We start from the raw sequence: 22,920 nt of genomic DNA on the forward strand, positions 1-22,920 counted from the left end.
GCATTTTACTCGCCACCCTTTGAGCAATAAAAACCGCGGCACTTTGGCCGCGGTTTTATGCGTTTAGAATTAGGGCGTGTTGACCTTTGAGGTATGAATTTTGTTCAAATCAAAGGCGGTCAATGCTAGGAAAGGGTCATGGTGCATAGTGAACTATGTTCATGGCCCATGACAACGCAGTGTACGCCTTTGGTTGAACCCTTTGGGCAGCGCCATTGGGGTATTTTGTCTGCGTTATCGCCTGACTGACATAGAATCACTATGCGACGCAGGCTCTGCCTTGCCAAAATCCCCCAATGACTGCTGCAAAAACAAACAGCAAAGTTCAACACGCCCTAACTGAGCTTAGTGCTCTTCGTTAACAATATTGAGGTTGTATTTAGGGATCTCTACAACCAAATCTTCGTCTGCAATTCGTGCTTGGCAACCCAAACGCGACTCAGCCTCAAGGCCCCATGCTTTATCTAGCATATCGTCTTCTAGCTCATCGCTTTCTTCCATTGAGTCAAAGCCCTCGCGGATCACCACGTGGCATGTTGTACAGGCACATGATTTCTCGCAGGCGTGAGGAATGCTGATGCCATTTTTAAGTGCCACATCAAGCACCGTCTCGCCTGATTTAGCCTCTAATGCAGCACCTTCAGGGCATAACTCTTCATGGGGTAAAAAGATGATTTGTGGCATTGCTTAAACCTCATCGACTGATTGGCCTTTAAGGGCCTTTTTAATTGATGCATCCATACGGCGCGCTGCAAATTCGCTACTTGCCGCATCCACTTTTTCAATGGCATTTTTAATATCGTCTGGCTTATCCGTTGTCGCACTAATTTGCTTTAACTCAGCCATTGCTGCACGTAATACGCTAAGCTCTTGCTCATCCAGCAAATGACTGTCTGTTGCCAGCGATGCCTCAAGCGCTTCATTAACACGCAAGGCTTCAACCTGTTGCTCTTTGAGCATACGCGCTTGCATATCTTCTTTGGCGTTGGTCATTGACGAGCGCAGCATATCGGCAACTTGGTCATCTGACAAACCAAATGATGGCTTCACTTGAATCTCAGCTTGCACGCCGGTTGATTTTTCCATTGCGGTAACACTTAGTAAGCCGTCTGCATCCACGTTAAACGTAACACGAATATGCGCAGCGCCTGCAGCCATAGGAGGAATACCTTTGAGGCTAAATTTAGCCAGCGAACGGCAGTCATCTACTAGCTCACGCTCACCTTGGAGCACATGCAGCGACATTGCTGTTTGCCCATCTTTAAAGGTCGTAAACTCTTGAGCGCGAGCAACAGGAATCGTGGTGTTGCGTGGGATGATTTTCTCAACCAAACCACCCATGGTTTCAAGACCTAAAGACAATGGCAAAACATCAAGCAACAACATATCAGAGTCAGGCTTGTTACCCACTAGAATGTCTGCTTGGATAGCCGCACCAATAGCAACAACGCGATCTGGGTCAATGCTTGTTAGCGGCTCTTTATTAAAAAATTCAGCAACTTGCTCACGTACAATCGGCATGCGTGTTGAACCACCAACCATAACCACTTGCAGGACTTCTTCGGTACTGATACCCGCATCTTTGATAGCACGGCGGCAACTGCGCAGCGTTTTCTTAACCAGTGGAGCAGCCAGTTCTGCAAACTTTTCACGGGTCACTTCTACGGTGTGCGACTGACCATCGAACTCTAGGCCAACATTCACTTTCGCGTAACTAGACAGGGCCTCTTTACAAGCTTTCGCTTTATTAATGAACAAACGTAGAGTGTTTGCAGATAGGGTATGAGCGGCTGTCTGTTGCTTGAAGTATTCAACTAGTAGCGAATCAAAATCATCACCACCCAGTGCCGAATCACCGCCAGTAGAGAGCACTTCAAACACGCCTTTATTAAGACGTAAAATAGAGATATCGAACGTACCACCACCTAAGTCATACACAGCGATAACGCCTTCTTGACCTGAGTCTAAGCCATACGCCACTGCGGCTGCAGTAGGTTCGTTCAACAGCCGTAACACCTTGATGCCTGCTAGCTGCGCTGCGTCTTTCGTGCTGTGGCGCTGAGCATCATCAAAGTAGGCCGGCACAGTGATTACTGCACCTGTAATATCATCACCACCAAAACTTTGCTCTGCACGTTGGCGAAGCGTTTTTAATATCTCACTTGATGCTTGAACAGGGCTGATGTCACCTTGGCGGGTATGAATGTGTAAACTGCCTTCGGCATCATTAAATTCATACGGTAATTGGCCGTAGCTTGCTTCAATCTCTGCTTGCGTTTTACCTAGGAAACGCTTCACTGAAATCAGGGTATTGTGCGGATCTTCAGCAGCGTGTGCTGCTGCCTCTTGGCCCACGACCAAAGAATCCTCTAAATAACGCACAACTGAAGGCAACATAGCGTTGCCAAGTTCATCTGTTAGTGTGCGCGCTTCACCGCTTTGTACGGTGGCGACAAGCGAGTTTGTGGTACCTAAGTCGATACCCACTGCAAGTTTGTGTTCGTGAGGTGCCGTGCTCTGCCCCGGCTCAGCGATTTGCAATAATGCCATGTGTATTATGAAACCTTTATGCTCAATGCTGTTCAGTCATCAAATAGTTCGTCTTCAATGCGCTCAAGTTCATCTTTTAATTTATAAACAAACTTGAGTTTGCGCACGTGATCCGCCGCCTTTTGCCAGTCACTTTCTTGCTGGCTAGCAAGTAAGTCACGTAGCTCGTCACTGTATTCGCTGTTTAATTCTTTTATATGCTGCTCAAGTTTTGCAATGGCAGCATCTGGGTCGCTACTGGATTTAACCTCTTCAAGTTCTTCACGCAGCTCCATTTGCTGCATCAAGAACATTGGGTCTTGCAGTGTTTGTTGTTCACCGCGAATTTCTACGCCCAACTCTGCCAGCATGTACTCCGCACGCTTCACAGGGTGTTTTAAGGTTTGTAATGCATCGTTAATTTCAGCGGTTTTTTGTACCGCCAACAGCTTTTCACGCTGGCCGCCGTGACTGTGGCGGTCTGGATGTGCGGCGCGCTGTAATTCTAAGTACTGCGCACTGACCTTTTGCAGGTCGATATCATAATCCACATCAATAGAAAACAATTCAAAATAACGCATAGAAAACCTTTATAACGAAAAGCCCTACCTAGGTAGGGCTTAAGCAAATACGAAACCTGTTTTAGCGCAAGGCTCGTTAAGTAAGTATTTGTTAAACGGTGAAACTCTCACCGCAACCACACTCACCGCTTTGGTTTGGGTTGTTAAATTTAAAGCCTTCGTTGAGACCTTCTTTCGTGAAGTCCAACTCAGTGCCGTCGATGTAGACTAAGCTTTTCGCATCAACAACAACCGTTACCCCCTTGTGCTCGAAGGTTTCATCACCTTCGCTAAGCTCATCAACAAACTCAAGAACGTAGGCAAGCCCAGAACAGCCAGTGGTTTTAATACCTACGCGCAAGCCCAACCCTTTACCACGGTTGTCTAAAAATGATTTTACGCGTTCTGCTGCTGCATCTGTTAACGTGATTGCCATACTACTGCCTTATTTGTCGTGTTTGCTCTTGTAATCTTTGATTGCTGCTTGGATAGCATCTTCAGCTAGGATTGAGCAGTGAATTTTCACTGGCGGCAATTCTAACTCAGCACTGATATCAGTGTTCTTGATTTCAGCGGCTTCATCCAATGTCTTACCTTTCACCCACTCAGTTACGAGTGATGAAGAAGCAATTGCACTACCACAACCATAGGTCTTGAACTTCGCATCTTCGATTACGCCGTTTTCAGAAACCTTGATTTGCAGCTTCATTACGTCACCACACGCAGGTGCACCCACCATGCCTGTTGCAACGCTTGGATCGTTCTTATCAAGAGAACCAACGTTACGTGGGTTTTCTACGTGATCAATTACTTTATCGCTATATGCCATAACCTTTACCTCGCTGCTTGGTTACTACCAAGACTTAATGATGTGCCCACTCAACCGACTCTAAATCGATGCCTTCTTGATGCATCTCCCAAAGTGGAGACATTTCACGTAGTCGGCCAATTGAGTCTTTAATTAGTTTTACCGTGTAGTCGATTTCTTCTTCTGTCGTAAAGCGACCAATGCTGAAACGAATTGAGCTATGAGCTAACTCATCGTTACGCCCAAGGGCACGCAGTACATATGACGGCTCAAGGCTTGCTGATGTACATGCAGAACCTGAAGATACAGCAATGTCTTTCACTGCCATAAGAAGCGACTCACCTTCAACAAAGTTGAAACTGATGTTTACAATGCCTGGCACTGAGTGCTCTGGTGCACCATTGAAGTACACTTCATCCATGTCTGCCATGATGCCGCTGATTAGGCGCTCACGCAGTGCTCTGATGTGCGCGTGGTCTTTGTCGAAATCTTGTTTTGCAAAGCGAAATGCTGCGCCCATGCCAACGATTTGGTGCGTCGCCAATGTACCAGAACGCATACCGCGCTCATGGCCACCACCGTGCATTTGTGCTTCTAGACGAGCACGTGGCTTACGACGCACATAAAGTGCACCAATCCCTTTAGGGCCATAGACTTTGTGGCCAGAGAAAGACATGAAATCAACTTTCAATTCTTGTAGGTCAATTTTCACTTTGCCTGCGCTTTGTGCCGCATCAACATGGAACATAATTTTACGTTCACGACACATTTCGCCGATGGTTGCGATATCTTGGATAACACCTAGCTCGTTGTTTACGTGCATTACGCTCACAAGCACAGTGTCATCACGCATTGCTGCTTCAAGTTTTTTAAGATCTAACAGACCGTTTTCTTCAACGTCCATGTAGGTTACTTCAAAACCTTGACGCTCAAGCTCACGACATGTGTCGATCACCGCTTTGTGCTCAGTACGTACAGTAATGACGTGCTGACCTTTCTTTTTGTAGAAGTTCGCCGCACCTTTAATTGCAAGGTTGTTAGACTCAGTAGCACCTGAAGTGAATACGATTTCACGAGGGTCAGCATTGATCAGATCAGCGATATCATGACGTGCTTGGTCAATGGCTTCTTCTGCTTGCCAACCGAAGCGGTGTGAACGTGATGCAGGGTTACCAAAATTACCGTCCATAGTCAGGCATTGCATCATCTCTTCGGCAACGCGCGGATCCACTGGCGTTGTTGCTGCATAATCTAAATAAATTGGTAACTTCATTACTTTCTCCGCTTCACGGCAACACATAGGTTGCTACAGTTGACAGCTAACTTCTATGTTCTCTAACTGGCTCAAGGCATCGTTTAAGCTTTTGTCTTGGCGCATGGCCACTTCTTTAATGTCGGATTTATTCACCAACTCAGCTAAACTAATGCCGTGTAAAAATTCTTCGATTCGTTGACTCAATTCTGACCACAAGGTGTGCGTCAAACAGCGCATGCCACTTTGGCAACCGCCACTGGTGGCGCCATGACAGCGAGTCGCATCAACAGACTCATTGACGGCGCTGATCACATCACCCACTGAAATGTCTTTGGCTTCTTTGCCAAGTAAATAACCACCGCCAGGACCACGAACTGAGGTCACTAGGCCTTGCTTGCGCAGGCGAGCAAATAACTGCTCTAAATAAGACAACGAAATTTCTTGCCGCTCTGAAATATCGGCAAGGGGAACAGGCCCTACATCTGTGTGTAGCGCAACATCGAGCATTGCGGTAACCGCATATCTGCCTTTAGATGTTAACTTCATAGCGCCCCCATACTCATTAAGAGTGTGAATTTTAATTACCTGAGTATTAGAGTCAAGTATTTACTCAGTACTTGAGTAAAATACTCAGGTATTGGTTCACATTGTAATTACCTGACTAAATTAGTCAAGTATTTAAACAGTGTTCAACCCGTGTAAAAATGGGCTATTTGTCCGCTTTAGTGTGCTTATCAACCGAGGTTAACATGCCACGTAATATATTAAGTTCTTGTTGTTCTGGGCGGGCACGATTGAACAAGCGCTTGAGTTTAGTCATCACTTGTCCTGGATGTTGCTTGATAATAAAACCTGTATCACTAAAGGTTTTTTCTAGATGCTCGTAAAACCGTTGCATCTGTTCATTAGTTGGGTATTCGGTTTCATCCACTTCTGGTGTTTGCTCTTGACGGTCAAGGTACTGCATGCGCGTTTCGTAGCACAGGGTTTGCACCGCCATGGCGAGGTTCAATGAGCTGTACTCTGGGTTGGCTGGGATACACACGTGGTAGTTACACAGCTGTAGTTCTTCGTTGGTTAAACCACTGTTTTCACGACCAAACACCAAAGCTACAGGGCCTTGTTGCGATTCAGTTACCAGCTTGTCACCACAGCCTCGCGGGTCAACCATAGGCCAGCTCAGCGTACGTGAACGCGCACTCGTACCAATGGCCAAGCTACACCCTTCAAGCGCTTGCTCAAGTGTTTCTACAATAGTCGCAGAGCCAAGAATATCTGTTGCACCAGCAGCCAAAGCGCTTGCGTGACTATCAATCTCACAGGCTGGGTCTACCAAATAGAGGTTGCTAAAACCCATTGTTTTCATGGCTCGAGCGGCTGAGCCGATGTTGCCTGAGTGGGAAGTGTTAACCAAAATGATGCGAATATTCTCTAACGCCATAGTAAATTGCTTGCTCTATCGAAAACCAAATTGCGCGGTATTTTAGCACAAGCATTAGGCAGGTGGTGATCTTTGTTGCATGTTTTGCTCGGTATTACGGCGGATTATAGTGACGCTTGATACCTGCACCGCCACCCTGCTAACTAACCCCATAATAATGCGATGAATTATCTTCATTATCGTATTTACCACCGGCGAGTGTACAAAAAAACAGCAATAAATTTTAGGTTCTTTGTTTACTTTGTCAGTAAAATCGTTAGAATACGCCGGCTCAAAAATATTGTTCTTTTACAACCTAAAGGTAATGCTATGCATCCAATGTTAAACATTGCGATTCGCGCTGCGCGAAACGCAGGTAAGGTGATTTTGCGCGCCTGTGAAGATTTATCAAAAGTTGAAGCGACTCAAAAAGGCACGAATGACTTCGTGACTAGCGTAGATAAAGAAGCTGAAGCTGTAATTCGCGAAACCATCTTAAAAGCGTATCCAAACCACAGTATTGTGGGTGAAGAACTCGGTCAGCACGAGGGCTCTGATGCAGATTACCTATGGGTTGTTGATCCTCTTGACGGCACCACAAACTTTATTCAAGACATCCCTCATTTCGCTGTTTCAATCGCCTTAAAAGTAAAAGGTCGTATCGAGCAAGCGGTTGTTTACGATCCAATTCGTGGCGAGCTATTCACAGCCAGCCGTGGTCAGGGCGCACAGCTTAACAGCAAGCGTATCCGCGTAAGCAATGCAAAAGATCTATCAGGTACTGTGATTGCTACGGGTTTCCCTTTCAAGCAAAAGCACCACATGGATGCTTACATGGATGCATTTAAAGCATTATTCGTACACACTTCAGACATCCGTCGCGCGGGTTCTGCGGCGCTAGATATGGCATATGTTGCAGCTGGCCGTGTTGATGGTTTCTTCGAAATCGGTCTTAAGCCTTGGGACACCGCTGCAGGTCAACTTCTTGTTAAAGAAGCTGGCGGTCTGGTCATGGACTTTGCAGGTGGCGCGAACTTTGAGAAAAGTGGCAACATCGTGTGTGGTTCACCAAAGCTTGCACAAGCACTTGTAAAAGAAATTCGTCCAGTACTTACTGAGTCATTATTAAAATAATCACTCAGTTACTGACATGAAAAAACGCGAGCCTTCTGCAGTGAAGTGACTCGCGTTTTTTGTATCTACTGTTGAACTAGACGCGATTACAACTCGAAGTTCAGGCTCACACCCGCAACACGCGGCTCGCCATATTGCACGTAGTTTTGCGTTGCGTATTCATTCACTGGGTTATTACCAAAACGGAAGCCTCGGGTATACGTATCCTCATCTAGCGCATTGCGAACCCAGAAGTTGACACTCCATAAGTCAGCCTGATATCCCACAGTAGCGTTGAGCAAATTCACGCTCGGTGAGCGTGCATCATGGCTGTTTGAGAAGTAGTACTGATCTTTACCCTCTAATGCGAGATTCACAAACAAAGCATCAGTAATATCAAAACGCGCATTGACTGCGTATTGATATTTAGGTGCCTGTGCTTGCGCACGACCACTCTTGTCTGTGCCATCAGCACTCACGAAACCGTCAATTTCACTCTCGAGTAAGCCCAAACTCCCGCCTAGTGTTAAACGTGGTGATAACGCATATTCACCTTCGATTTCTAAACCGTAATTTTCACCGCTACTACCGTTGTCATAGTAACCTGCAAACTGCTGCCCTTGCGTTTTCCAGGCTTTAAGCTGAATATTGTCGCGGTACATATAAAACGCGGTAATACGCAAGTTCAAACGCTGATCTGCTGACTTACCTTTGACACCAAACTCGGCATTCCACAGGTATTCAGGATCAAAGGTGCGGTGATTTAAAAAGAACTGAGCGTCTTGGCTTAAACCTTCATCATTTGCTTTAGCGATTGCTTCGGCGTTGATGCCCCCAGCTTTATAACCACGACTCAGGCTAGTGTATATCATGGTGCGTGGGACCACTTGGTATTCTAGAGCGATTTTACCGCCGACCATGGTATCTTCTACAGATTCAGTAACGCCATACACATCATTGTAATCACCCTCATTGCGCTCAATGCGAATACCCGTCACTAAACGCGTTTTATCACTAATAGGGGTTTCAATTTGGCCATATAGAGCTAGGTTTTCACTGTCATAATGAGAAGTGAAATCGCCCTCATTCCAGGTGTATTGACGCAATAAATCAACATCGCGCGACTGGTAATATGCACCTGCTACCCAGTTACCACCTTTGCCATTGAAGCGCACTTCAGCTGAGCCGTCCTGACGGTCACGCTGATAACTGTCGGTTGAGCTATAACCCCAAGGATGTAATCCAGCTTTACACAGCGCAGGCTGCAGAGGATCGTTACACACCCAATCTTCGTCATAACTGTAAAGTAAATCAGCGTCTAGGGCTGTAAGATTGAACTCAATATCTGCAAACTCAAAGCCTGTATAGATGTTACTTAACCCAAAAGCACTGCTGTCTTGAGTATCTCGTCCTGGCTCGTCAGCAACACTGGTACGGCTATTGTTTAGCGTAAACGCGTCATACCCATTATCAATGTCCATCATGTGCGCGACAAACTCAGCTCGCCAATGTTCACTCAGCTGAGAATGCAGCTTAATACGTGCGACTCGCTCATCAATGCCTTGGGTGTCTTCACGCTCAAGGTACGCATTGCTCATGTAACCATCAGACTTGTTCTGATAAAAGCTCGCATGGACACTGCTCTTTTCACCAAACCCTGTGCCTGCAGCAATACCTGCATCCCATGAATTGTAGGTACCCATACCTAATTTAACTTTGAGACTAGGTTCCAGTGTTGGGTCTGCGCTTTCCATGTGGATCATGCCTGCCAGAGCATCAGCACCAAAGCGAGTGCCTTGAGGGCCGCGGTAAATTTCGACTTGGTCAACATCGAAAAGCATCGCTGCGCCACCAAGGCCCGAATAATTAATACCGTCTATGATCATGCCAACTGAAGGGTTGATGGGGTCAACAAACTGAGAACGCAAACCCACACCACGAATTTGTACAAAACGACCTCGCGAGGCACCCGCGGTGAAGTTTACATTGGCAGCTTGATTTAGCAGCTCATCGAGGTACTTGGCATCACGGGTGGCAATTTCGGCGTCTGAGAAGAGGCTGGCGCTGGCGCTTAGCTCTTGAATAGACTCACTTTTAAAGTCACCGGTTACAATTAAACGCTCAATATCACTGTCGTCTGCAACGGCGCTAAAGCTCAAACCTTGAGCAACCGCAGTTGCTAATAAACATAAACGTGCATTCATGCTGAAAGTGGTATCCATACTGGAGTAAAAAGAAAACCAGAGTCTAGCAAAATCAAGCCACTAAATGAACAACTCCAATTACACAGAAACAGTTAGCCTTTAGATCGTTTTCCTTTAAGGTATGCACCGCGAAAAGCAATAAAGTGATCCTCAAGCTTGCTCGCTGCATCATCTTCACCGGCGAGCGCGAGTACCATGATTGCCACTTCTGCGGTACCCAACTGGTGGGCATGCGGAGCAACACGCAGGCGATAGTCTGAGAGTCTTTCTGGGCTAATTGACAGTACCGGTAAGTGATCGAGATACGGTGATTTGCGCACCATTTTTTTGGCTTCTCGCCACGTACCGTCAAGAAAAATAAACAGTGGCTTCTTGTTACTGTCACGTGCAACATCGGTGCGCACCCGTTGTGGTTCAATCCCTGCGCTGGGGAAGACTAGGTATGGCTGATATTGAGGGTTTGCTATCAACGCTAGCAATGCGTCGTCAGGCTCGGTTCTATCCCAACGAAACGCATAGTTATCCGGCACAATGTCGGCAATAAGTCGACCAGTGTTGGAAGGTTTAAAACTTTCATTGTGATACATCAACATGCACACCGCAGCGTCACAGGTTGCTTGCTCAGTACTGGCGCAAATACACAGCGACTGAGCTAATAAACACAGCTCACAACGGCTTAATTTACTGCCGCGTGCTTTATACTCGCGCTTTGCCATTGCTATTTGCTGAGCTCGCAGTTTTAATACTGAATTCGTCACTGGTCTTTTACCGTTTGGGTGCACTGAGATTAGGGCGCGTATTGTAGTGCAAACAGTAAGGAAATAACATGATAACCATACCCGACAGTGACCGTTTAAGTTACCGCCTAATGACACTAGAGGACGGCGACTTGCTATTCGAACTCGACCAAGATCCTGCCGTTATGGAATATATCAACGGTGGCAAGGTCACCTCAAAAGAAGAAATAAATACGGTCATGTTACCGCGCCTAGCCAGCTACCTTAATCCTCAAAAAGGCTGGGGTCTTTGGCAGGTCACTGAAAAATCAACCCAACAGTTTTTGGGCTGGGTATTGGTTCGTCCCTACATGTTTTTTTCTGATGAACCGCAGTGGCATAACTTAGAGTTAGGCTGGCGCTTTAAACAAATCAGTTGGGGCAAAGGATTTGCAACGGAAGCGGCAAAACACATCATGAATACTCTGGCCAAGCAACCTGATATAAGCGCATTTTGCGCCATCGCTGTACATGGCAATGTAGGTTCTATTGCTGTTATGAAAAAACTCGGTATGCAATACGTAAAAAGCTACACTCATGCTGATCCCATGGGCGATTGGGATGTGGTTTATTACCAAACATCGCAACAATAAAAAACAAATCTGTACCTGTAACCTGTTGTAATGCACATTTTCAGGATTCTTGAACTAAACTGTTAAAACTTTGTTAATTTTATGTTCTCAAAGTTTTAACATTAAAGTTTCAAGGAGCCTCTGATGAAACGTTCTGTAATCGCTGCAACCGTCCTGTGCACCCTCGCCGCTGCGACATATTTTACTCATGCCAATAAAGCCATAGCTGACACCTCTGCTGCTCTGAGCCCTGTTCTGCCAAAAGACATACCCAACCCAAAAAAGGTGTCACTAGACGCTCTACAGCATTCGTTTGATGTATTTTCATGGCAATCTTTTATCGCTTTAAATTGGCCTGCCACCGCTGATGGCAATCCCGATACCAGTAAACAGATCGGCCAAGTGGGTGACATGGTGGTATGGCAACATTATAAGGAAAGCCGCGACATTTTCTTACCACAAGGTAAAACGCCACCAGCTTGGGGGCAAGCTAATCCGCCACCTAGGGAATGTCAGGCTCCCGATGGCGCGATTGTCCTAAACCAAGTGGGCAAAACACCGAATGTTTTAGATGAGAGTGGCGAGCCTTTTCAAACAGGCCCGCTGATCGATCAAAATGGCCTGTACACACGATTTGAAATTCTCACCAATAAAACCATGTTTGACTACATCGTCAGCAACCAACTTTACAGTCAAGAAGGGCAAGCAAAATTCGCTACTGACGCTAATTTCCCGATGACAAACCAAAGCCTTAATAAAGATGGTGCCATCATGATCAAAGCGGCATGGAAAGTGATGGGAGAAGGCGACGATAGCAGCAACTTCTACACTACAGATGCCTACGTATATGATAACCCACATGAAAACGCAGGTGTAAAAGCGCATTGTGCATTGCAAAAAGTAGGTTTAGTGGGCTTTCATATTGGCACTAAAGTGGAAAATACTCCTCAGTGGGTATGGTCGACCTTTGAGCACATAAACAACGTCCCCACACAAGGACAGCCGCTGACTAAAACCCATTACAATTACTACAATCCAAAATGCACAGATTGCACTGTTAATACCCCCCCACCGCGACCATGGAACCCGAGTAACACCGATACTCCACCTTCTCAAGTCATGCGAGTGATACCCATTGACGATGCAACCAAGGCACTCAACGCTCAGTTTCATGACAGCTTACAAGCAGCAGTTCCCAATAGCGTGTGGTTGAATTATGAATTAGTCAGTACGCAGTGGCCGACCAATGCCCAAAGCACAACCGATCCCACTGGCGCACCTGCCCCCAAGTTTCTCGCTAACACAACGCTGGAAACCTATATCCAAGGCGAAGTTAAACAAACATCCTCAAGCTGTATCAATTGCCATAACAACGCCACCATGACCACAGGTGAGTTTTCTGATTTCACCTATTTACTCCAACGCGCCCAAGCAAAAGGAGAGAGCAATGAGTAATCTAGATAACTTTGTCGCCCTAAGTGCACTGCTCACAGGATTCAATGAAGACATCATCGCGCCAACCTTGGACGTGGATGATATGAAGTCTGTTTATTTCTCTTTGTGGCAAGCGAAAATCGACGCCCAGCATCCGCAGTTAAGCGAGACGATACTCAGTGCTTTTGCCCAGTTAAAAAGCCAAGGTAAGAGTGCATCTCAAATAGGCATGTCGTTATTGGATGACTCCCGAGGTGAGCCCTTCATTTTTGCTTGTCGCGCGCTGATTTACTTATGGTACATGGGCGCATGGCCGACAGTCGCAGCAGATAACAGCAGCACCAGCTTTACAATTGTTTCCGGCAAGGCGTACAGCAAAGCCTTGGTTTGGCAGGTGATGCAAGCACATCCCATGGGCGATTCCGATCTGCATTACGGTTACTGGGCTGAGGCCCCAGCTGCGCTGTGCAATTACACAGGAAATAGCAAGGATGATGAAGGAGCACAATCATGAGTAACACAGATTATGACGTAGTCATTGTAGGCGCAGGCATTGCTGGCGGCATTGTCGCTTACGAACTTGGAAAGGCTGGCAAAAAAGTGTTAATTTTAGAGGCTGGCCCTGCTATTCCCGCAGATCGCTCAGGGTATATGAATACGTTTTATAATGCTGCGGCGAAAACGCCAGAAAGCCCGTATCCACCGGCGACACAAGGTGCTGTGCCATCGAGCTCAGACAATCCCTTAGGCTTACCAGACCCGGCGCTAGAAAACACACCTCGCTATACGGTATTGCAAATTGGTTCATGGCGTAAACCAAAGCAGTGTTATTTTGATTACCCTAATCAAGACCCGGGCGTTACGGGCACGAGCCTTAATGCTAAGTTTGCTTTTGCCAGCTCCTATGAGCGCATTGGTGGCGGCACAACTTGGCACTGGCTTGGTACATGCTTACGGCTATTTCCTCAAGACTTTGCCATGCAAACCCTTTACAAACAAGGTGTTGACTGGCCAGGCGGTGAACAATTTTATCAAGACTTGGTGCCGTATTATGAACAAGCCGTCAATGAGATAAATGTCGCTGGCGATAAAGTGCAAATAGATAAACTCTACAGCCAGTTTAACGTTGATCCCAGCGGACAATATGGTGCTGATTATAACTATCCTATGCCGGGGATCACCCCTGCTATTCAGGATGACACATACCAAAACGCTGTGGCGGGATGGAGTTATGAAGGGAACCCTGTCTATGTTACCCCTACCCCTCAAGGGCGTAACTCGCGCCCCGGAGAGCGCAGACAATGCGCAGGTAACACCAATTGCATTCCACTTTGTCCAATCCAAGCCAAGTACGATGCCACCGTAACGCTAGCTAGAGCACAGCAAACAGGAAACGTGGATATTTGGTATCAACATGTCGCTGCTAATATTCAACTTAGTCCAGACGGCAAACAGGTCAGCGCCATTGACTACCTCAGTTACACCGTTCCCAATGGCATAGCGACTGGCAAAGGAACGGTCACGGCCAAGCTGTTTGTATTGGCTGCGCACGCGATTGAAACGCCGAAACTGCTGTTAATGTCGAATAAAAATCCAGGATTTGAAAACGGTGTTGCCAATAGCAGCGATCAGGTTGGCCGTAACTTGATGGACCATGTAATGTATTTGGGTTGGGGGTTGGCAAAAGATCCGATTTACCCATACCGTGGGCCCTTGTCGACAGGCGGGGTTGAGTCACTGCGCGATGGTGAATTTCGCCATGAGCGCTCAGCATATCGCATTGAAATTGGTAATGAAGGCTGGCAATGGGCGGCCAATGATCCGGGCACGACACTTGCTGATTTTGTATTTGGTCAAAATAACTCGCAACTCAATGGTGATTCAGTTAACCAACAAGGCCAAGCCCTGCGCTGGGATAAAAGCTTACCCGCCAATGCTAAGCTCTTTGGCGCACAACTAGTGAAAACACTCAATCAAATCTACACCCGACAACTACGCTTGGGCTACTTAATTGAGCAACTTCCAGATCCCAATAATCGCGTTGAGCTATCAGACACCTTAACGGACAACTTGGGTTTGCCAAGACCGAAAGTGACATACCGTTTAGCTTCAGACTATGAACGCAAAGCATTTGTCTCAGCCAAGCAAATCACTACCGAGATATTCAATAAGATGGGGGCGAGAGAATATACCCAAGACCCAGGTGAACCTGACTTGAGTAACACTGCAAACGCCACATCAAATAACTTTCAATATCGTGATAGCACGGGCACGCTACATAACTTTAAGTTTTATGGCGCCGGACACATTGTTGGCACCTATCGGATGGGCACGTGTAAGCACACCTCTGTACTGAATCACAGACAGCAATCTTGGGATCACCATAATCTATATATGGTAGGCAGTGGCGTGTTTCCAACGATAGGGACTGGCAACCCAACTTTAACCATTGCGGCATTGGCCTTCCAAGCGGCCCAATACATGTTAGAGGACCTACAAGGAAGCACAGCATGACAGCCAAACTCATACTCATAATTGGCTTAAGTTTTAGTGGGAGTGGCCTGTGTGCCACGACCCTTAACTTAAACCCTATTCACAGCACCGATTCATTTACTTCACTTGTCCAACAGGTGAATAGTTGGAATGAAGCCAAAAACACTCTGGTAGTCATGGATAATGATGACACGCTCACCATGATCTCCTGCCCTGACAACGGCAATCCAGATAACTGCCAATATCTAGGCGGCGCAGCGTGGTATTCGTGGCAAAGTGGATTACTAAAAAGCGGTGCCAAGATGCGCGTAGCGGATAACACACACGAACTTATTGAGGCATCTGACTTACTTTTTGCGCTCAATACCATGGTATTTACCCGTGAAAATGTTCCCTCTGTACTAAAAGCGCTGGGTGATAAAGGCGTGAGATTAATGGTGGAAACAGCTCGCGGCAATCAAACCATCTCAGCGACCGAGGACCAGTTTACTGACTTAATGGTCACCGAGGACATCAACTTACATGACTACATCAGCACGCGGAGCTTACACTTTAACGGCCTAAGTAGCCTAGCAAGCCCGTATATGTCGTGCGATAGTGGCTCATCGCGCAGCATATCTTATCGCAGCGGAGTGATGTATTTAGCAGGACAAGACAAGGGCCGCAATTTGTTGTGTTTGCTACAGCACTACAACCAAGATAAAACAAGTGAGCAAGATATTACCCATATAGTCTTTATCGATGACACCTTAGAGAACGTTAAAAGTGTGCATGATGCTCTTTCTCAGCACCCTGAATATACATTCGCAGCCTTTCACTACACCGCACTTGCCAGCCATAAACAAGCACTGACAAAGGGAGAACTCGCTGACACATTTCAGGCAAAAGCAACCCAACGATGGTGCAATCTCATAACTGGCATGCATAACAACCTGTTGCAGCCGAGTTATGCTCGCCTTTGTTCTAAGCAAAAATAAATGTAACTAATTATGCCAAGCCATGGTGTGCTCAACTGCACAAAATACTGATTTTTAAATACTTTATTTCAATTTAAGGCTGTACTTTGTACCTATGCATCGCATTTATTGTAATGCCCTGTAATAACCTAAGTTAAAAAATAGACTATATTTTGTACTAACCCTTTTTTATTAACCTAGGCTTAACGCGGGAATGAAGAGCCATGAATAGAACCGACTGTTTTATATCGCTGTGCAATACACTAATGGAATATCAATCTATAAGACCAATGATCCCATTGGATGATGAGATGATGTGTTGTGAATACATGCCCGTATGGTTGGAGAACATTGAGCACGAGAATCACGGCCTGTGCCAACGTGTATTAGATACCTACGAGGCGCTACAGCAAGTGCAGCCAAGTTTGTCTGTACAGCAGTTAGGTAATGCCATGTTTGCTGAGCGCAATGGCGCAGATTTTGTAAAAGCCTGTCAACGCTTGGTGTATCTATGCCAGCAAGGCTACTGGCCTTCTGAAAGGCGAGCCAGTTAGTACCGAGTCTCATTAATTGCTTCACCAGCACATACAAAAAACCCGGCCAAGGCCGGGTTTTTTTATACATCAAGAAAAAGTGATTACTTCTTCTTAACTGCTTTTTTGTTTGGCAGGTCAGTGATTGAACCTTCAAAGATTTCCGCAGCTAGACCGATAGACTCGTTCAGCGTTGGGTGAGCGTGGATAGTTAGCGCGATGTCTTCACCGTCTGCACCCATCTCAACTGCTAGGCCGATTTCGCCAAGCATTTCACCTGCGTTAATACCAACCATAGCACCACCAATGATACGACCTGTGTCTTTATCAAAGATAAGCTTAGTTTGACCTTCAGTACGCGCTGATGCGATTGCACGACCTGATGCCGCCCATGGGAATACCGCAGTTTCAATCTTCAAGCCTTGCTCTTTCGCTTCTTTCTCAGTAACACCAACCCATGCAATTTCTGGGTCTGTGTACGCGATTGAAGGAATACACTTAGGATCGAAGAAGTGTTTCTGACCAGAGATAACCTCTGCAGCAACGTGACCTTCGTGAACCGCTTTGTGCGCTAGCATAGGCTGACCTACGATGTCACCGATTGCAAAGATGTGGTCTATATTTGTCTTCATTTGCTTGTCAGTGTTGATGAAGCCACGCTCGTCAACATTAACGCCCGCTTTGTCAGCGTCAAGAAGCTTACCGTTAGGAGTACGGCCTACAGCAACAAGTACTTTGTCATAACGTACTGGCTCAGCTGGCGCGTTCTTACCTTCGAATGTTACGTATAGACCGTCATCTTTAGCATCAACAGCAACTACTTTAGTAGAAAGCATTACGTTGAACTTGTCTTTAACGTACTTTTGGTAAATCTTGATTACGTCTTTGTCAGCCGCAGGAACTAGCTGGTCCGCAAACTCAACAACGTCGATTTGTGAACCTAGTGCGCGGTAAACAGTACCCATCTCAAGACCGATGATACCACCACCTAATACAAGTAGCTTCTCTGGTACATCTTTAAGCTCTAGAGCACCTGTTGAATCGATTACACGCTCATCTTCAGGGATGAAAGGTAGACTTACAGGCTGAGAACCTGCTGCGATAATAGCATTGTCGAATGTGATCGTTGTGCCATCAACGTCAATGGTGTTGCTGCCAGTGAATTTACCGTAGCCGTTAACTACTTTCACTTTACGCATTTTAGCCATGCCGTCTAAGCCACCAGTCAATTGACCGATTACAGATTCTTTCCAACCACGGATTTTGTCTAGGTCGATTTCAGGCTTGCCGAAAGATACACCGTGTGACGCCATTTCGCTTGCGTCATCAATAACTTTAGCAACGTGAAGTAGTGCTTTAGAAGGAATACAACCTACGTTCAAGCACACACCACCTAACGTGTTGCGCGACTCTACTAGAGTAACTTCTAAACCTAAGTCTGCGGCACGGAAAGCTGCAGAATAACCACCAGGACCACCGCCTAGTACAACGACTTGTGTTTTGATTTCGTTGCTCATGCTATTACCTTATTTTGTCCGAACGGGAAGCAATAACGAATAATTTCATTAAACGGTCATTGCTCACAAAAATTGTGCAAAGATTGTATCATTGCCATGTATAAAAATCCCAGTAAAAACCGTTTACTGGGATTAAAGTTGTCTTACATTACCAAGTTGCGAATATCGCTTAGGTAATTTGCCAGCGTCACAGTAAAGCGTGCAGCTAACGCACCGTCAATTACACGGTGGTCGTATGAACAGCTTAGCGGCACCATCAAGCGCGGCTCGAACTCTTTACCATTCCACTTCGGTTTGAAGTCAGACTTAGATACACCCAGAATCGCCACTTCAGGCGCATTCACGATTGGCGTAAATGCTGTACCACCAATACCACCTAGGCTTGAGATAGTGAAACAGCCACCTTGCATATCTGAAGATGTCAGTTTGCCATCACGTGCTTTCGCTGAGATTTCCATTAGTTCACGAGATAGTTCGATGATGCCTTTTTTGTTTACATCACGCACTACCGGCACAACCAAACCATTTGGTGTATCAACTGCGATACCAATGTGCACGTACTTCTTCAGGATCAGGCTTTCACCATCTTCCGACAGCGATGAGTTAAAGGTTGGGAACTCTTCCAACGCTTTCGCTGCTGCTTTCATTACAAACACAAGTGGCGTAATTTTCACGCCTAGCTTTTTCTTCTCTGCAAGCGCATTTTGCTCTTTACGGAAGGCTTCTAAGCTCGTGATATCCGCTTCATCGTATTGCGTTACATGCGGAATGTGCACCCAGTTACGGTGTAAGTTTGCACCAGAAAGTTTCTGGATACGTGAAAGCTTCTTCTCTTCCACCTCACCAAACTTACTGAAGTCCACTTTCGGCCATGGAATAAGGTCTACACCTGCACCATTGCCGCCTTTACCAGCATTACCTGATTCAACCTGCTTAACTAGCTCTTTAACGTAGTTCTGCACGTCTTCTTTGATAACACGGTTCTTACGACCTGTGCCTTTCACTTTGGCAAGGTTGATACCAAACTCACGCGCTAAACGGCGAACAACAGGTGATGCGTGTGCGTAGTCACTGTTCTCAACGAAGTCTTCACGCTTCGCTGGCGCTGGGCCGCCTGCTTTTTGAGTCGGTGCAGGTGCCGCAGCGGCTGATGCACTTGCTGGGGCAGCAGGTGCCGCTGCAGGCGCTGAACCTTCAACTTCAAAGGTAAAGATGAGCGAACCTGTGCTCACTTTGTCGCCCACATTCACTTTTACTTCTTTCACAGTTCCTGCGAACGGAGCTGGCACTTCCATTGAAGCCTTGTCGCCTTCAACGTTCAAAATAGATTGCTCTTCTGACACGCTGTCGCCAACATTAACCATGACTTCTGTCACTTCAACTTCGTCACCACCGATATCAGGCACGACAACTTCTTTAATTTTCACACCACCGCTTTGTGCTGGTGCGCTCGCAGCCGCTGGTGCAGGAGCTGAGCCAGCTGTTTCAAAGACAAACACAAGCGAGCCAGTTTTTACTTTGTCGCCAACGTTCACTTTGATTTCTTTAACAATACCCGCTTGTGGCGCTGGCACTTCCATTGAAGCCTTATCGCCTTCAACACTTAGGATTGATTGCTCTTGCTCAACGGTGTCACCAACACTGACCATGATTTCAGTGACTTCTACTTCATCATCACCAATATCTGGCACATTAATGTCAACACTTGCGCTGGCAGTCGCACTTGCAGCTGGCGCTGGCGCCGCTGCAGGTTCAGGAGCAGCTTCTGCAGCTGCACCTTCAAAAATCATAATCAAGGTGCCCGTTGATACCGTGTCACCTTCAGCAATTTTGATTTCTTTAACCACACCCGCTTCGCTTGCAGGTACTTCCATAGAGGCTTTGTCACCCTCTACAGTGATAAGCGATTGCTCAACTTCAACCTTGTCACCAACGGCAACAAGAATCTCAGTCACTTCAACTTCATCGCCACCAATATCTGGTACTTTAATTTCAATAGTCATTGCTAACCTCTTAAGCGTACAGCGGGTTAATCTTGTCTGCGTCGATGTCGAACTTCTTAATTGCATCTGCAATTACAGATTTCTCAACATCACCACGTTTAGCTAGCTCAGTCAGTGCAGCAACTACCACGTAACCTGCGTTCACTTCGAAGTGACGACGTAGGTTTTCACGGCTATCCGAGCGGCCGTAACCGTCAGTACCTAGTACGCGGTAAGACTCAGCTGGGATGAAGGCACGAATTTGCTCGGCATAATTCTTCATGTAGTCAGTTGCAGCAATTGCTGGTGCATCACCTAGTACAGTCGCAAGGTAAGGAACTTTTGCATCTGCTTCAGGGTGCAGCATGTTGTAACGATCTGCATCTTGCGCATCACGTGTAATTTCATTGAATGACGTCACAGAGAATACATCTGACGCAATGCCGTAGTCGTCGCTAAGGATTTGCGCCGCTTTACGAACTTCATTCATGATTGTGCCAGAGCTTAGAAGCTGCACTTGACCTTTGCTGCCAGCATAACTTTCTAGCTTATAGATACCCTTACGAATACCTTCTTCAGCACCTTCTGGCATAGCCGGTTGATGGTAGTTTTCGTTCATCAGAGTCAGGTAGTAGAACACGTTCTCTTGGTTCTCACCGTACATACGACGGATACCATCTTCGATGATTACTGCAACTTCATAACCGAATGTTGGGTCGTAAGAAATACAGTTAGGAACTGTGTTTGCAAGAATGTGGCTGTGACCATCTTCGTGCTGTAGACCTTCACCATTAAGCGTTGTACGACCTGCGGTAGCACCTAGTAAGAAACCACGTGCTTGCTGGTCACCTGCCATCCACGCCATGTCACCTACACGTTGGAAGCCAAACATTGAGTAATAGATGTAGAACGGGATCATTGGTAGATCGTTGGTGCTGTAAGATGTTGCTGCAGCAACCCATGATGACATTGCACCTAGCTCGTTGATACCTTCTTGCAGTACCTGACCGCCTTGGTCCTCTTTGTAATAAGAAACGATGTCACGGTCTTCTGGGTTGTAGTTCTGGCCACGTGGGTTGTAAATACCGATTTGGCGGAACAAGCCTTCCATACCAAACGTACGCGCTTCATCAGCAATGATTGGCACGATATTTTTACCAATACCTTTGTCTTTTAGTAGCACATTAAGCGTACGAACAAACGACATAGTCGTTGATACTTCACGCTTTTGCTCTTCAAGTAGAGGCTTAAATGCATCTAGCTGAGGTAATGCCAGCTCTTCGCTAAAGTTAGGAAGACGCTGCGGCGTGTAGCCATGAAGCGCATTACGACGTGCATGCAAGTATTCGTATTCTTTCGAACCTTCTTCCAATGTTAGGTAAGGAAGGTTAGCCAGATCGTCTTCTGATACCAAATCTTCAAGACCTAGACGGTTACGTAGATGTGCTACGTGCGTCATGTCCATTTTCTTAACTTGGTGCGCAATGTTTTTACCTTCAGCTGCATCACCCATGCCGTAACCTTTCACGGTTTTAGCAAGGATCACAGTTGGACGACCTTTGGTTTCTTGCGCCGCTTTGAATGCTGCGAATAGTTTTGATGGCTCATGACCACCACGCTTCAGCGCGAAGATTTCTTCGTCTGTCATATCAGCAACAAGCGCTGCTGTTTCTGGATAGCGGCCGAAGAAGTGCTCACGCACGTAGGCACCATCTTTGGCTTTATACGTTTGGTAATCACCATCAACTGTCTCGTTCATCAGCTGTAGTAGTTTACCTGTTGTGTCTTTAGCAAGTAGCTTGTCCCAACCACTGCCCCACACAACCTTGATTACGTTCCAGCCAGCACCTTTGAACAAACCTTCAAGTTCTTGAATGATCTTGCCGTTACCCATAACTGGGCCATCTAGACGCTGTAGGTTACAGTTAACTAGGTAGCACAGGTTATCAAGACCTTCACGCGCAGCGAACGAAATTGCACCGCGTGATTCTGGCTCATCCATCTCGCCATCACCAAGGAATGCGTAGACGCGCTGATTAGAGGTATCTTTTAAACCACGACCATCAAGGTACTTAAGGAAGCGAGCTTGATAGATTGATGCGATTGGACCTAGACCCATAGATACAGTTGGGAATTGCCAGAATTCAGGCATCAATTTAGGGTGTGGGTAAGAAGGAAGGCCATTGCCATCAACTTCTTGACGGAAATTGTCGAGTTGCTCAGCCGTTAAACGACCTTCAACGAATGCGCGAGCATAAATACCCGGTGAAATGTGACCTTGGTAATACACTAAGTCACCACCGTCTTGCTCGTTAGGCGCACGGAAGAAATGGTTGAAACACACTTCGTAGAATGCAGCTGACGACTGGAAAGACGCCATGTGTCCACCTAAGTCAAGATCCTTCTTAGACGCACGCAGAACAATCATGATTGCATTCCAACGGATGATAGAACGAATACGGCGCTCTAGATTTACATCACCCGGATATGCAGGTTCTTGGTCTGCTGGAATAGTATTAACGTAGTTTGTTGTTGTGCCTGTTGGCATATCAACGCCGTCTAAACGAGCTTGCTCTAATACTTGCTCAAGAATAAATTGCGCTCGCTCAACGCCTTCTTCACGCACTACAGACTCAAGGGCTTGTAACCACTCTTGGGTTTCAAATGCGTCTACGTCAACTTTATTGACTTCAGACATATGGAGTTTTCCTTATGTTTAAAATACGAATTTAAAATGCCAAAAAGCCCCTATGCGAGCCATGCTCCAC

At 46.4% G+C, this 22,920-nt stretch carries 20 protein-coding genes; 7 read left to right on the top strand and 13 right to left on the bottom strand.

Annotation, left to right across the window (positions count from 1 at the left end; all coding sequences use genetic code 11):
- Positions 1 to 345: 345 nt before the first annotated feature.
- The 8 genes from fdx to trmJ all read right to left on the bottom strand — a co-directional run bounded on the left by fdx (position 346) and on the right by trmJ (position 6,593).
- Complete coding sequence (gene fdx, locus AAEU32_RS05370; RefSeq protein WP_421969499.1) at positions 346 to 684, bottom strand: ISC system 2Fe-2S type ferredoxin; 339 nt, start codon at positions 682 to 684, stop codon at positions 346 to 348.
- Between the two features lie 3 nt (positions 685 to 687).
- Positions 688 to 2,550 (bottom strand): Fe-S protein assembly chaperone HscA, encoded by a 1,863-nt coding sequence (gene hscA / locus AAEU32_RS05375; RefSeq protein ID WP_421969500.1) that lies wholly within the window; start codon positions 2,548 to 2,550, stop codon positions 688 to 690.
- A 32-nt stretch (positions 2,551 to 2,582) separates the two neighbouring features.
- On the bottom strand, positions 2,583 to 3,110 hold the full coding sequence (hscB, locus tag AAEU32_RS05380; protein ID WP_421969501.1) for a co-chaperone HscB: 528 nt from the start codon (positions 3,108 to 3,110) through the stop codon (positions 2,583 to 2,585).
- 91 nt (positions 3,111 to 3,201) lie between these two features.
- Positions 3,202 to 3,525 carry an iron-sulfur cluster assembly protein IscA gene (gene iscA / locus AAEU32_RS05385; RefSeq protein WP_421969502.1) on the bottom strand — a complete coding sequence of 108 codons (324 nt, stop codon included), beginning with the start codon at positions 3,523 to 3,525 and terminating at the stop codon, positions 3,202 to 3,204.
- Between the two features lie 9 nt (positions 3,526 to 3,534).
- Positions 3,535 to 3,918 carry a Fe-S cluster assembly scaffold IscU gene (gene iscU / locus AAEU32_RS05390; protein ID WP_421969503.1) on the bottom strand — a complete coding sequence of 128 codons (384 nt, stop codon included), beginning with the start codon at positions 3,916 to 3,918 and terminating at the stop codon, positions 3,535 to 3,537.
- Positions 3,919 to 3,952: 34 nt separating this feature from the next.
- Positions 3,953 to 5,170 (bottom strand): IscS subfamily cysteine desulfurase, encoded by a 1,218-nt coding sequence (locus AAEU32_RS05395; protein ID WP_421969504.1) that lies wholly within the window; start codon positions 5,168 to 5,170, stop codon positions 3,953 to 3,955.
- A gap of 33 nt (positions 5,171 to 5,203) precedes the next feature.
- Complete coding sequence (gene iscR / locus AAEU32_RS05400) at positions 5,204 to 5,698, bottom strand: Fe-S cluster assembly transcriptional regulator IscR (RefSeq protein ID WP_421969505.1); 495 nt, start codon at positions 5,696 to 5,698, stop codon at positions 5,204 to 5,206.
- Between the two features lie 163 nt (positions 5,699 to 5,861).
- Positions 5,862 to 6,593: a tRNA (cytosine(32)/uridine(32)-2'-O)-methyltransferase TrmJ gene (gene trmJ / locus AAEU32_RS05405; RefSeq protein WP_421969506.1), complete on the bottom strand. Its 732-nt coding sequence runs from the start codon at positions 6,591 to 6,593 to the stop codon at positions 5,862 to 5,864.
- 309 nt (positions 6,594 to 6,902) lie between these two features.
- Here trmJ and suhB point away from each other — a divergent pair, with 309 nt between their 5' ends.
- On the top strand, positions 6,903 to 7,706 hold the full coding sequence (suhB, locus tag AAEU32_RS05410; protein WP_421969507.1) for an inositol-1-monophosphatase: 804 nt from the start codon (positions 6,903 to 6,905) through the stop codon (positions 7,704 to 7,706).
- An 86-nt stretch (positions 7,707 to 7,792) separates the two neighbouring features.
- Here suhB and AAEU32_RS05415 read toward each other — a convergent pair whose 3' ends face one another.
- Both AAEU32_RS05415 and AAEU32_RS05420 read right to left on the bottom strand, forming a co-directional pair.
- Complete coding sequence (locus AAEU32_RS05415) at positions 7,793 to 9,889, bottom strand: TonB-dependent receptor (protein WP_421969508.1); 2,097 nt, start codon at positions 9,887 to 9,889, stop codon at positions 7,793 to 7,795.
- A 92-nt stretch (positions 9,890 to 9,981) separates the two neighbouring features.
- Positions 9,982 to 10,647, bottom strand: a complete 666-nt coding sequence (locus tag AAEU32_RS05420) for a tRNA-uridine aminocarboxypropyltransferase (protein WP_421969509.1) — start codon at positions 10,645 to 10,647, stop codon at positions 9,982 to 9,984.
- 71 nt (positions 10,648 to 10,718) lie between these two features.
- Here AAEU32_RS05420 and AAEU32_RS05425 point away from each other — a divergent pair, with 71 nt between their 5' ends.
- From AAEU32_RS05425 to AAEU32_RS05450, 6 genes are all read left to right on the top strand, one after another.
- Entirely contained in the window at positions 10,719 to 11,258 is a 540-nt protein-coding gene (locus AAEU32_RS05425) for a GNAT family N-acetyltransferase (RefSeq protein ID WP_421969795.1), read from the top strand.
- A 123-nt stretch (positions 11,259 to 11,381) separates the two neighbouring features.
- Entirely contained in the window at positions 11,382 to 12,692 is a 1,311-nt protein-coding gene (locus AAEU32_RS05430) for a hypothetical protein (RefSeq protein WP_421969510.1), read from the top strand.
- Entirely contained in the window at positions 12,685 to 13,185 is a 501-nt protein-coding gene (locus tag AAEU32_RS05435; RefSeq protein WP_421969511.1) for a hypothetical protein, read from the top strand. Before AAEU32_RS05430 ends, AAEU32_RS05435 begins: the two co-directional genes overlap by 8 nt.
- Entirely contained in the window at positions 13,182 to 15,185 is a 2,004-nt protein-coding gene (locus AAEU32_RS05440) for a GMC family oxidoreductase (protein WP_421969512.1), read from the top strand. The genes AAEU32_RS05435 and AAEU32_RS05440 overlap by 4 nt, the downstream gene beginning before the upstream one ends.
- Positions 15,182 to 16,141 carry a DUF2608 domain-containing protein gene (locus AAEU32_RS05445; RefSeq protein ID WP_421969513.1) on the top strand — a complete coding sequence of 320 codons (960 nt, stop codon included), beginning with the start codon at positions 15,182 to 15,184 and terminating at the stop codon, positions 16,139 to 16,141. The genes AAEU32_RS05440 and AAEU32_RS05445 overlap by 4 nt, the downstream gene beginning before the upstream one ends.
- 245 nt (positions 16,142 to 16,386) lie before the next feature.
- Positions 16,387 to 16,674 (top strand): hypothetical protein, encoded by a 288-nt coding sequence (locus AAEU32_RS05450; protein ID WP_421969514.1) that lies wholly within the window; start codon positions 16,387 to 16,389, stop codon positions 16,672 to 16,674.
- Positions 16,675 to 16,757: 83 nt separating this feature from the next.
- Here the strand turns inward: AAEU32_RS05450 and lpdA are convergent, their stop codons facing one another.
- The 3 genes from lpdA to aceE form a co-directional block, all read right to left on the bottom strand.
- On the bottom strand, positions 16,758 to 18,170 hold the full coding sequence (gene lpdA / locus AAEU32_RS05455; protein ID WP_421969515.1) for a dihydrolipoyl dehydrogenase: 1,413 nt from the start codon (positions 18,168 to 18,170) through the stop codon (positions 16,758 to 16,760).
- Between the two features lie 143 nt (positions 18,171 to 18,313).
- Complete coding sequence (gene aceF, locus AAEU32_RS05460; RefSeq protein ID WP_421969516.1) at positions 18,314 to 20,173, bottom strand: pyruvate dehydrogenase complex dihydrolipoyllysine-residue acetyltransferase; 1,860 nt, start codon at positions 20,171 to 20,173, stop codon at positions 18,314 to 18,316.
- A 10-nt stretch (positions 20,174 to 20,183) separates the two neighbouring features.
- Positions 20,184 to 22,850: a pyruvate dehydrogenase (acetyl-transferring), homodimeric type gene (aceE, locus tag AAEU32_RS05465; protein ID WP_421969517.1), complete on the bottom strand. Its 2,667-nt coding sequence runs from the start codon at positions 22,848 to 22,850 to the stop codon at positions 20,184 to 20,186.
- Positions 22,851 to 22,920: the final 70 nt, after the last annotated feature.

It is taken from the genome of Pseudoalteromonas maris, from assembly GCF_049257235.1.
GTDB lineage: Bacteria > Pseudomonadota > Gammaproteobacteria > Enterobacterales > Alteromonadaceae > Pseudoalteromonas.

Excerpts from the sequence above, each read along its gene's own strand:
- fdx (WP_421969499.1), bottom strand. The coding sequence starts at position 684 with ATGCCACAAATCATCTTTTTACCCCATGAAGAGTTATGCCCTGAAGGT.
- hscA (WP_421969500.1), bottom strand. The coding sequence starts at position 2,550 with ATGGCATTATTGCAAATCGCTGAGCCGGGGCAGAGCACGGCACCTCAC.
- hscB (WP_421969501.1), bottom strand. The coding sequence starts at position 3,110 with ATGCGTTATTTTGAATTGTTTTCTATTGATGTGGATTATGATATCGAC.
- iscA (WP_421969502.1), bottom strand. The coding sequence starts at position 3,525 with ATGGCAATCACGTTAACAGATGCAGCAGCAGAACGCGTAAAATCATTT.
- iscU (WP_421969503.1), bottom strand. The coding sequence starts at position 3,918 with ATGGCATATAGCGATAAAGTAATTGATCACGTAGAAAACCCACGTAAC.
- AAEU32_RS05395 (WP_421969504.1), bottom strand. The coding sequence starts at position 5,170 with ATGAAGTTACCAATTTATTTAGATTATGCAGCAACAACGCCAGTGGAT.
- iscR (WP_421969505.1), bottom strand. The coding sequence starts at position 5,698 with ATGAAGTTAACATCTAAAGGCAGATATGCGGTTACCGCAATGCTCGAT.
- trmJ (WP_421969506.1), bottom strand. The coding sequence starts at position 6,593 with ATGGCGTTAGAGAATATTCGCATCATTTTGGTTAACACTTCCCACTCA.
- suhB (WP_421969507.1), top strand. The coding sequence starts at position 6,903 with ATGCATCCAATGTTAAACATTGCGATTCGCGCTGCGCGAAACGCAGGT.
- AAEU32_RS05415 (WP_421969508.1), bottom strand. The coding sequence starts at position 9,889 with ATGAATGCACGTTTATGTTTATTAGCAACTGCGGTTGCTCAAGGTTTG.
- AAEU32_RS05430 (WP_421969510.1), top strand. The coding sequence starts at position 11,382 with ATGAAACGTTCTGTAATCGCTGCAACCGTCCTGTGCACCCTCGCCGCT.
- AAEU32_RS05435 (WP_421969511.1), top strand. The coding sequence starts at position 12,685 with ATGAGTAATCTAGATAACTTTGTCGCCCTAAGTGCACTGCTCACAGGA.
- AAEU32_RS05440 (WP_421969512.1), top strand. The coding sequence starts at position 13,182 with ATGAGTAACACAGATTATGACGTAGTCATTGTAGGCGCAGGCATTGCT.
- AAEU32_RS05445 (WP_421969513.1), top strand. The coding sequence starts at position 15,182 with ATGACAGCCAAACTCATACTCATAATTGGCTTAAGTTTTAGTGGGAGT.
- AAEU32_RS05450 (WP_421969514.1), top strand. The coding sequence starts at position 16,387 with ATGGAATATCAATCTATAAGACCAATGATCCCATTGGATGATGAGATG.
- lpdA (WP_421969515.1), bottom strand. The coding sequence starts at position 18,170 with ATGAGCAACGAAATCAAAACACAAGTCGTTGTACTAGGCGGTGGTCCT.
- aceF (WP_421969516.1), bottom strand. The coding sequence starts at position 20,173 with ATGACTATTGAAATTAAAGTACCAGATATTGGTGGCGATGAAGTTGAA.
- aceE (WP_421969517.1), bottom strand. The coding sequence starts at position 22,850 with ATGTCTGAAGTCAATAAAGTTGACGTAGACGCATTTGAAACCCAAGAG.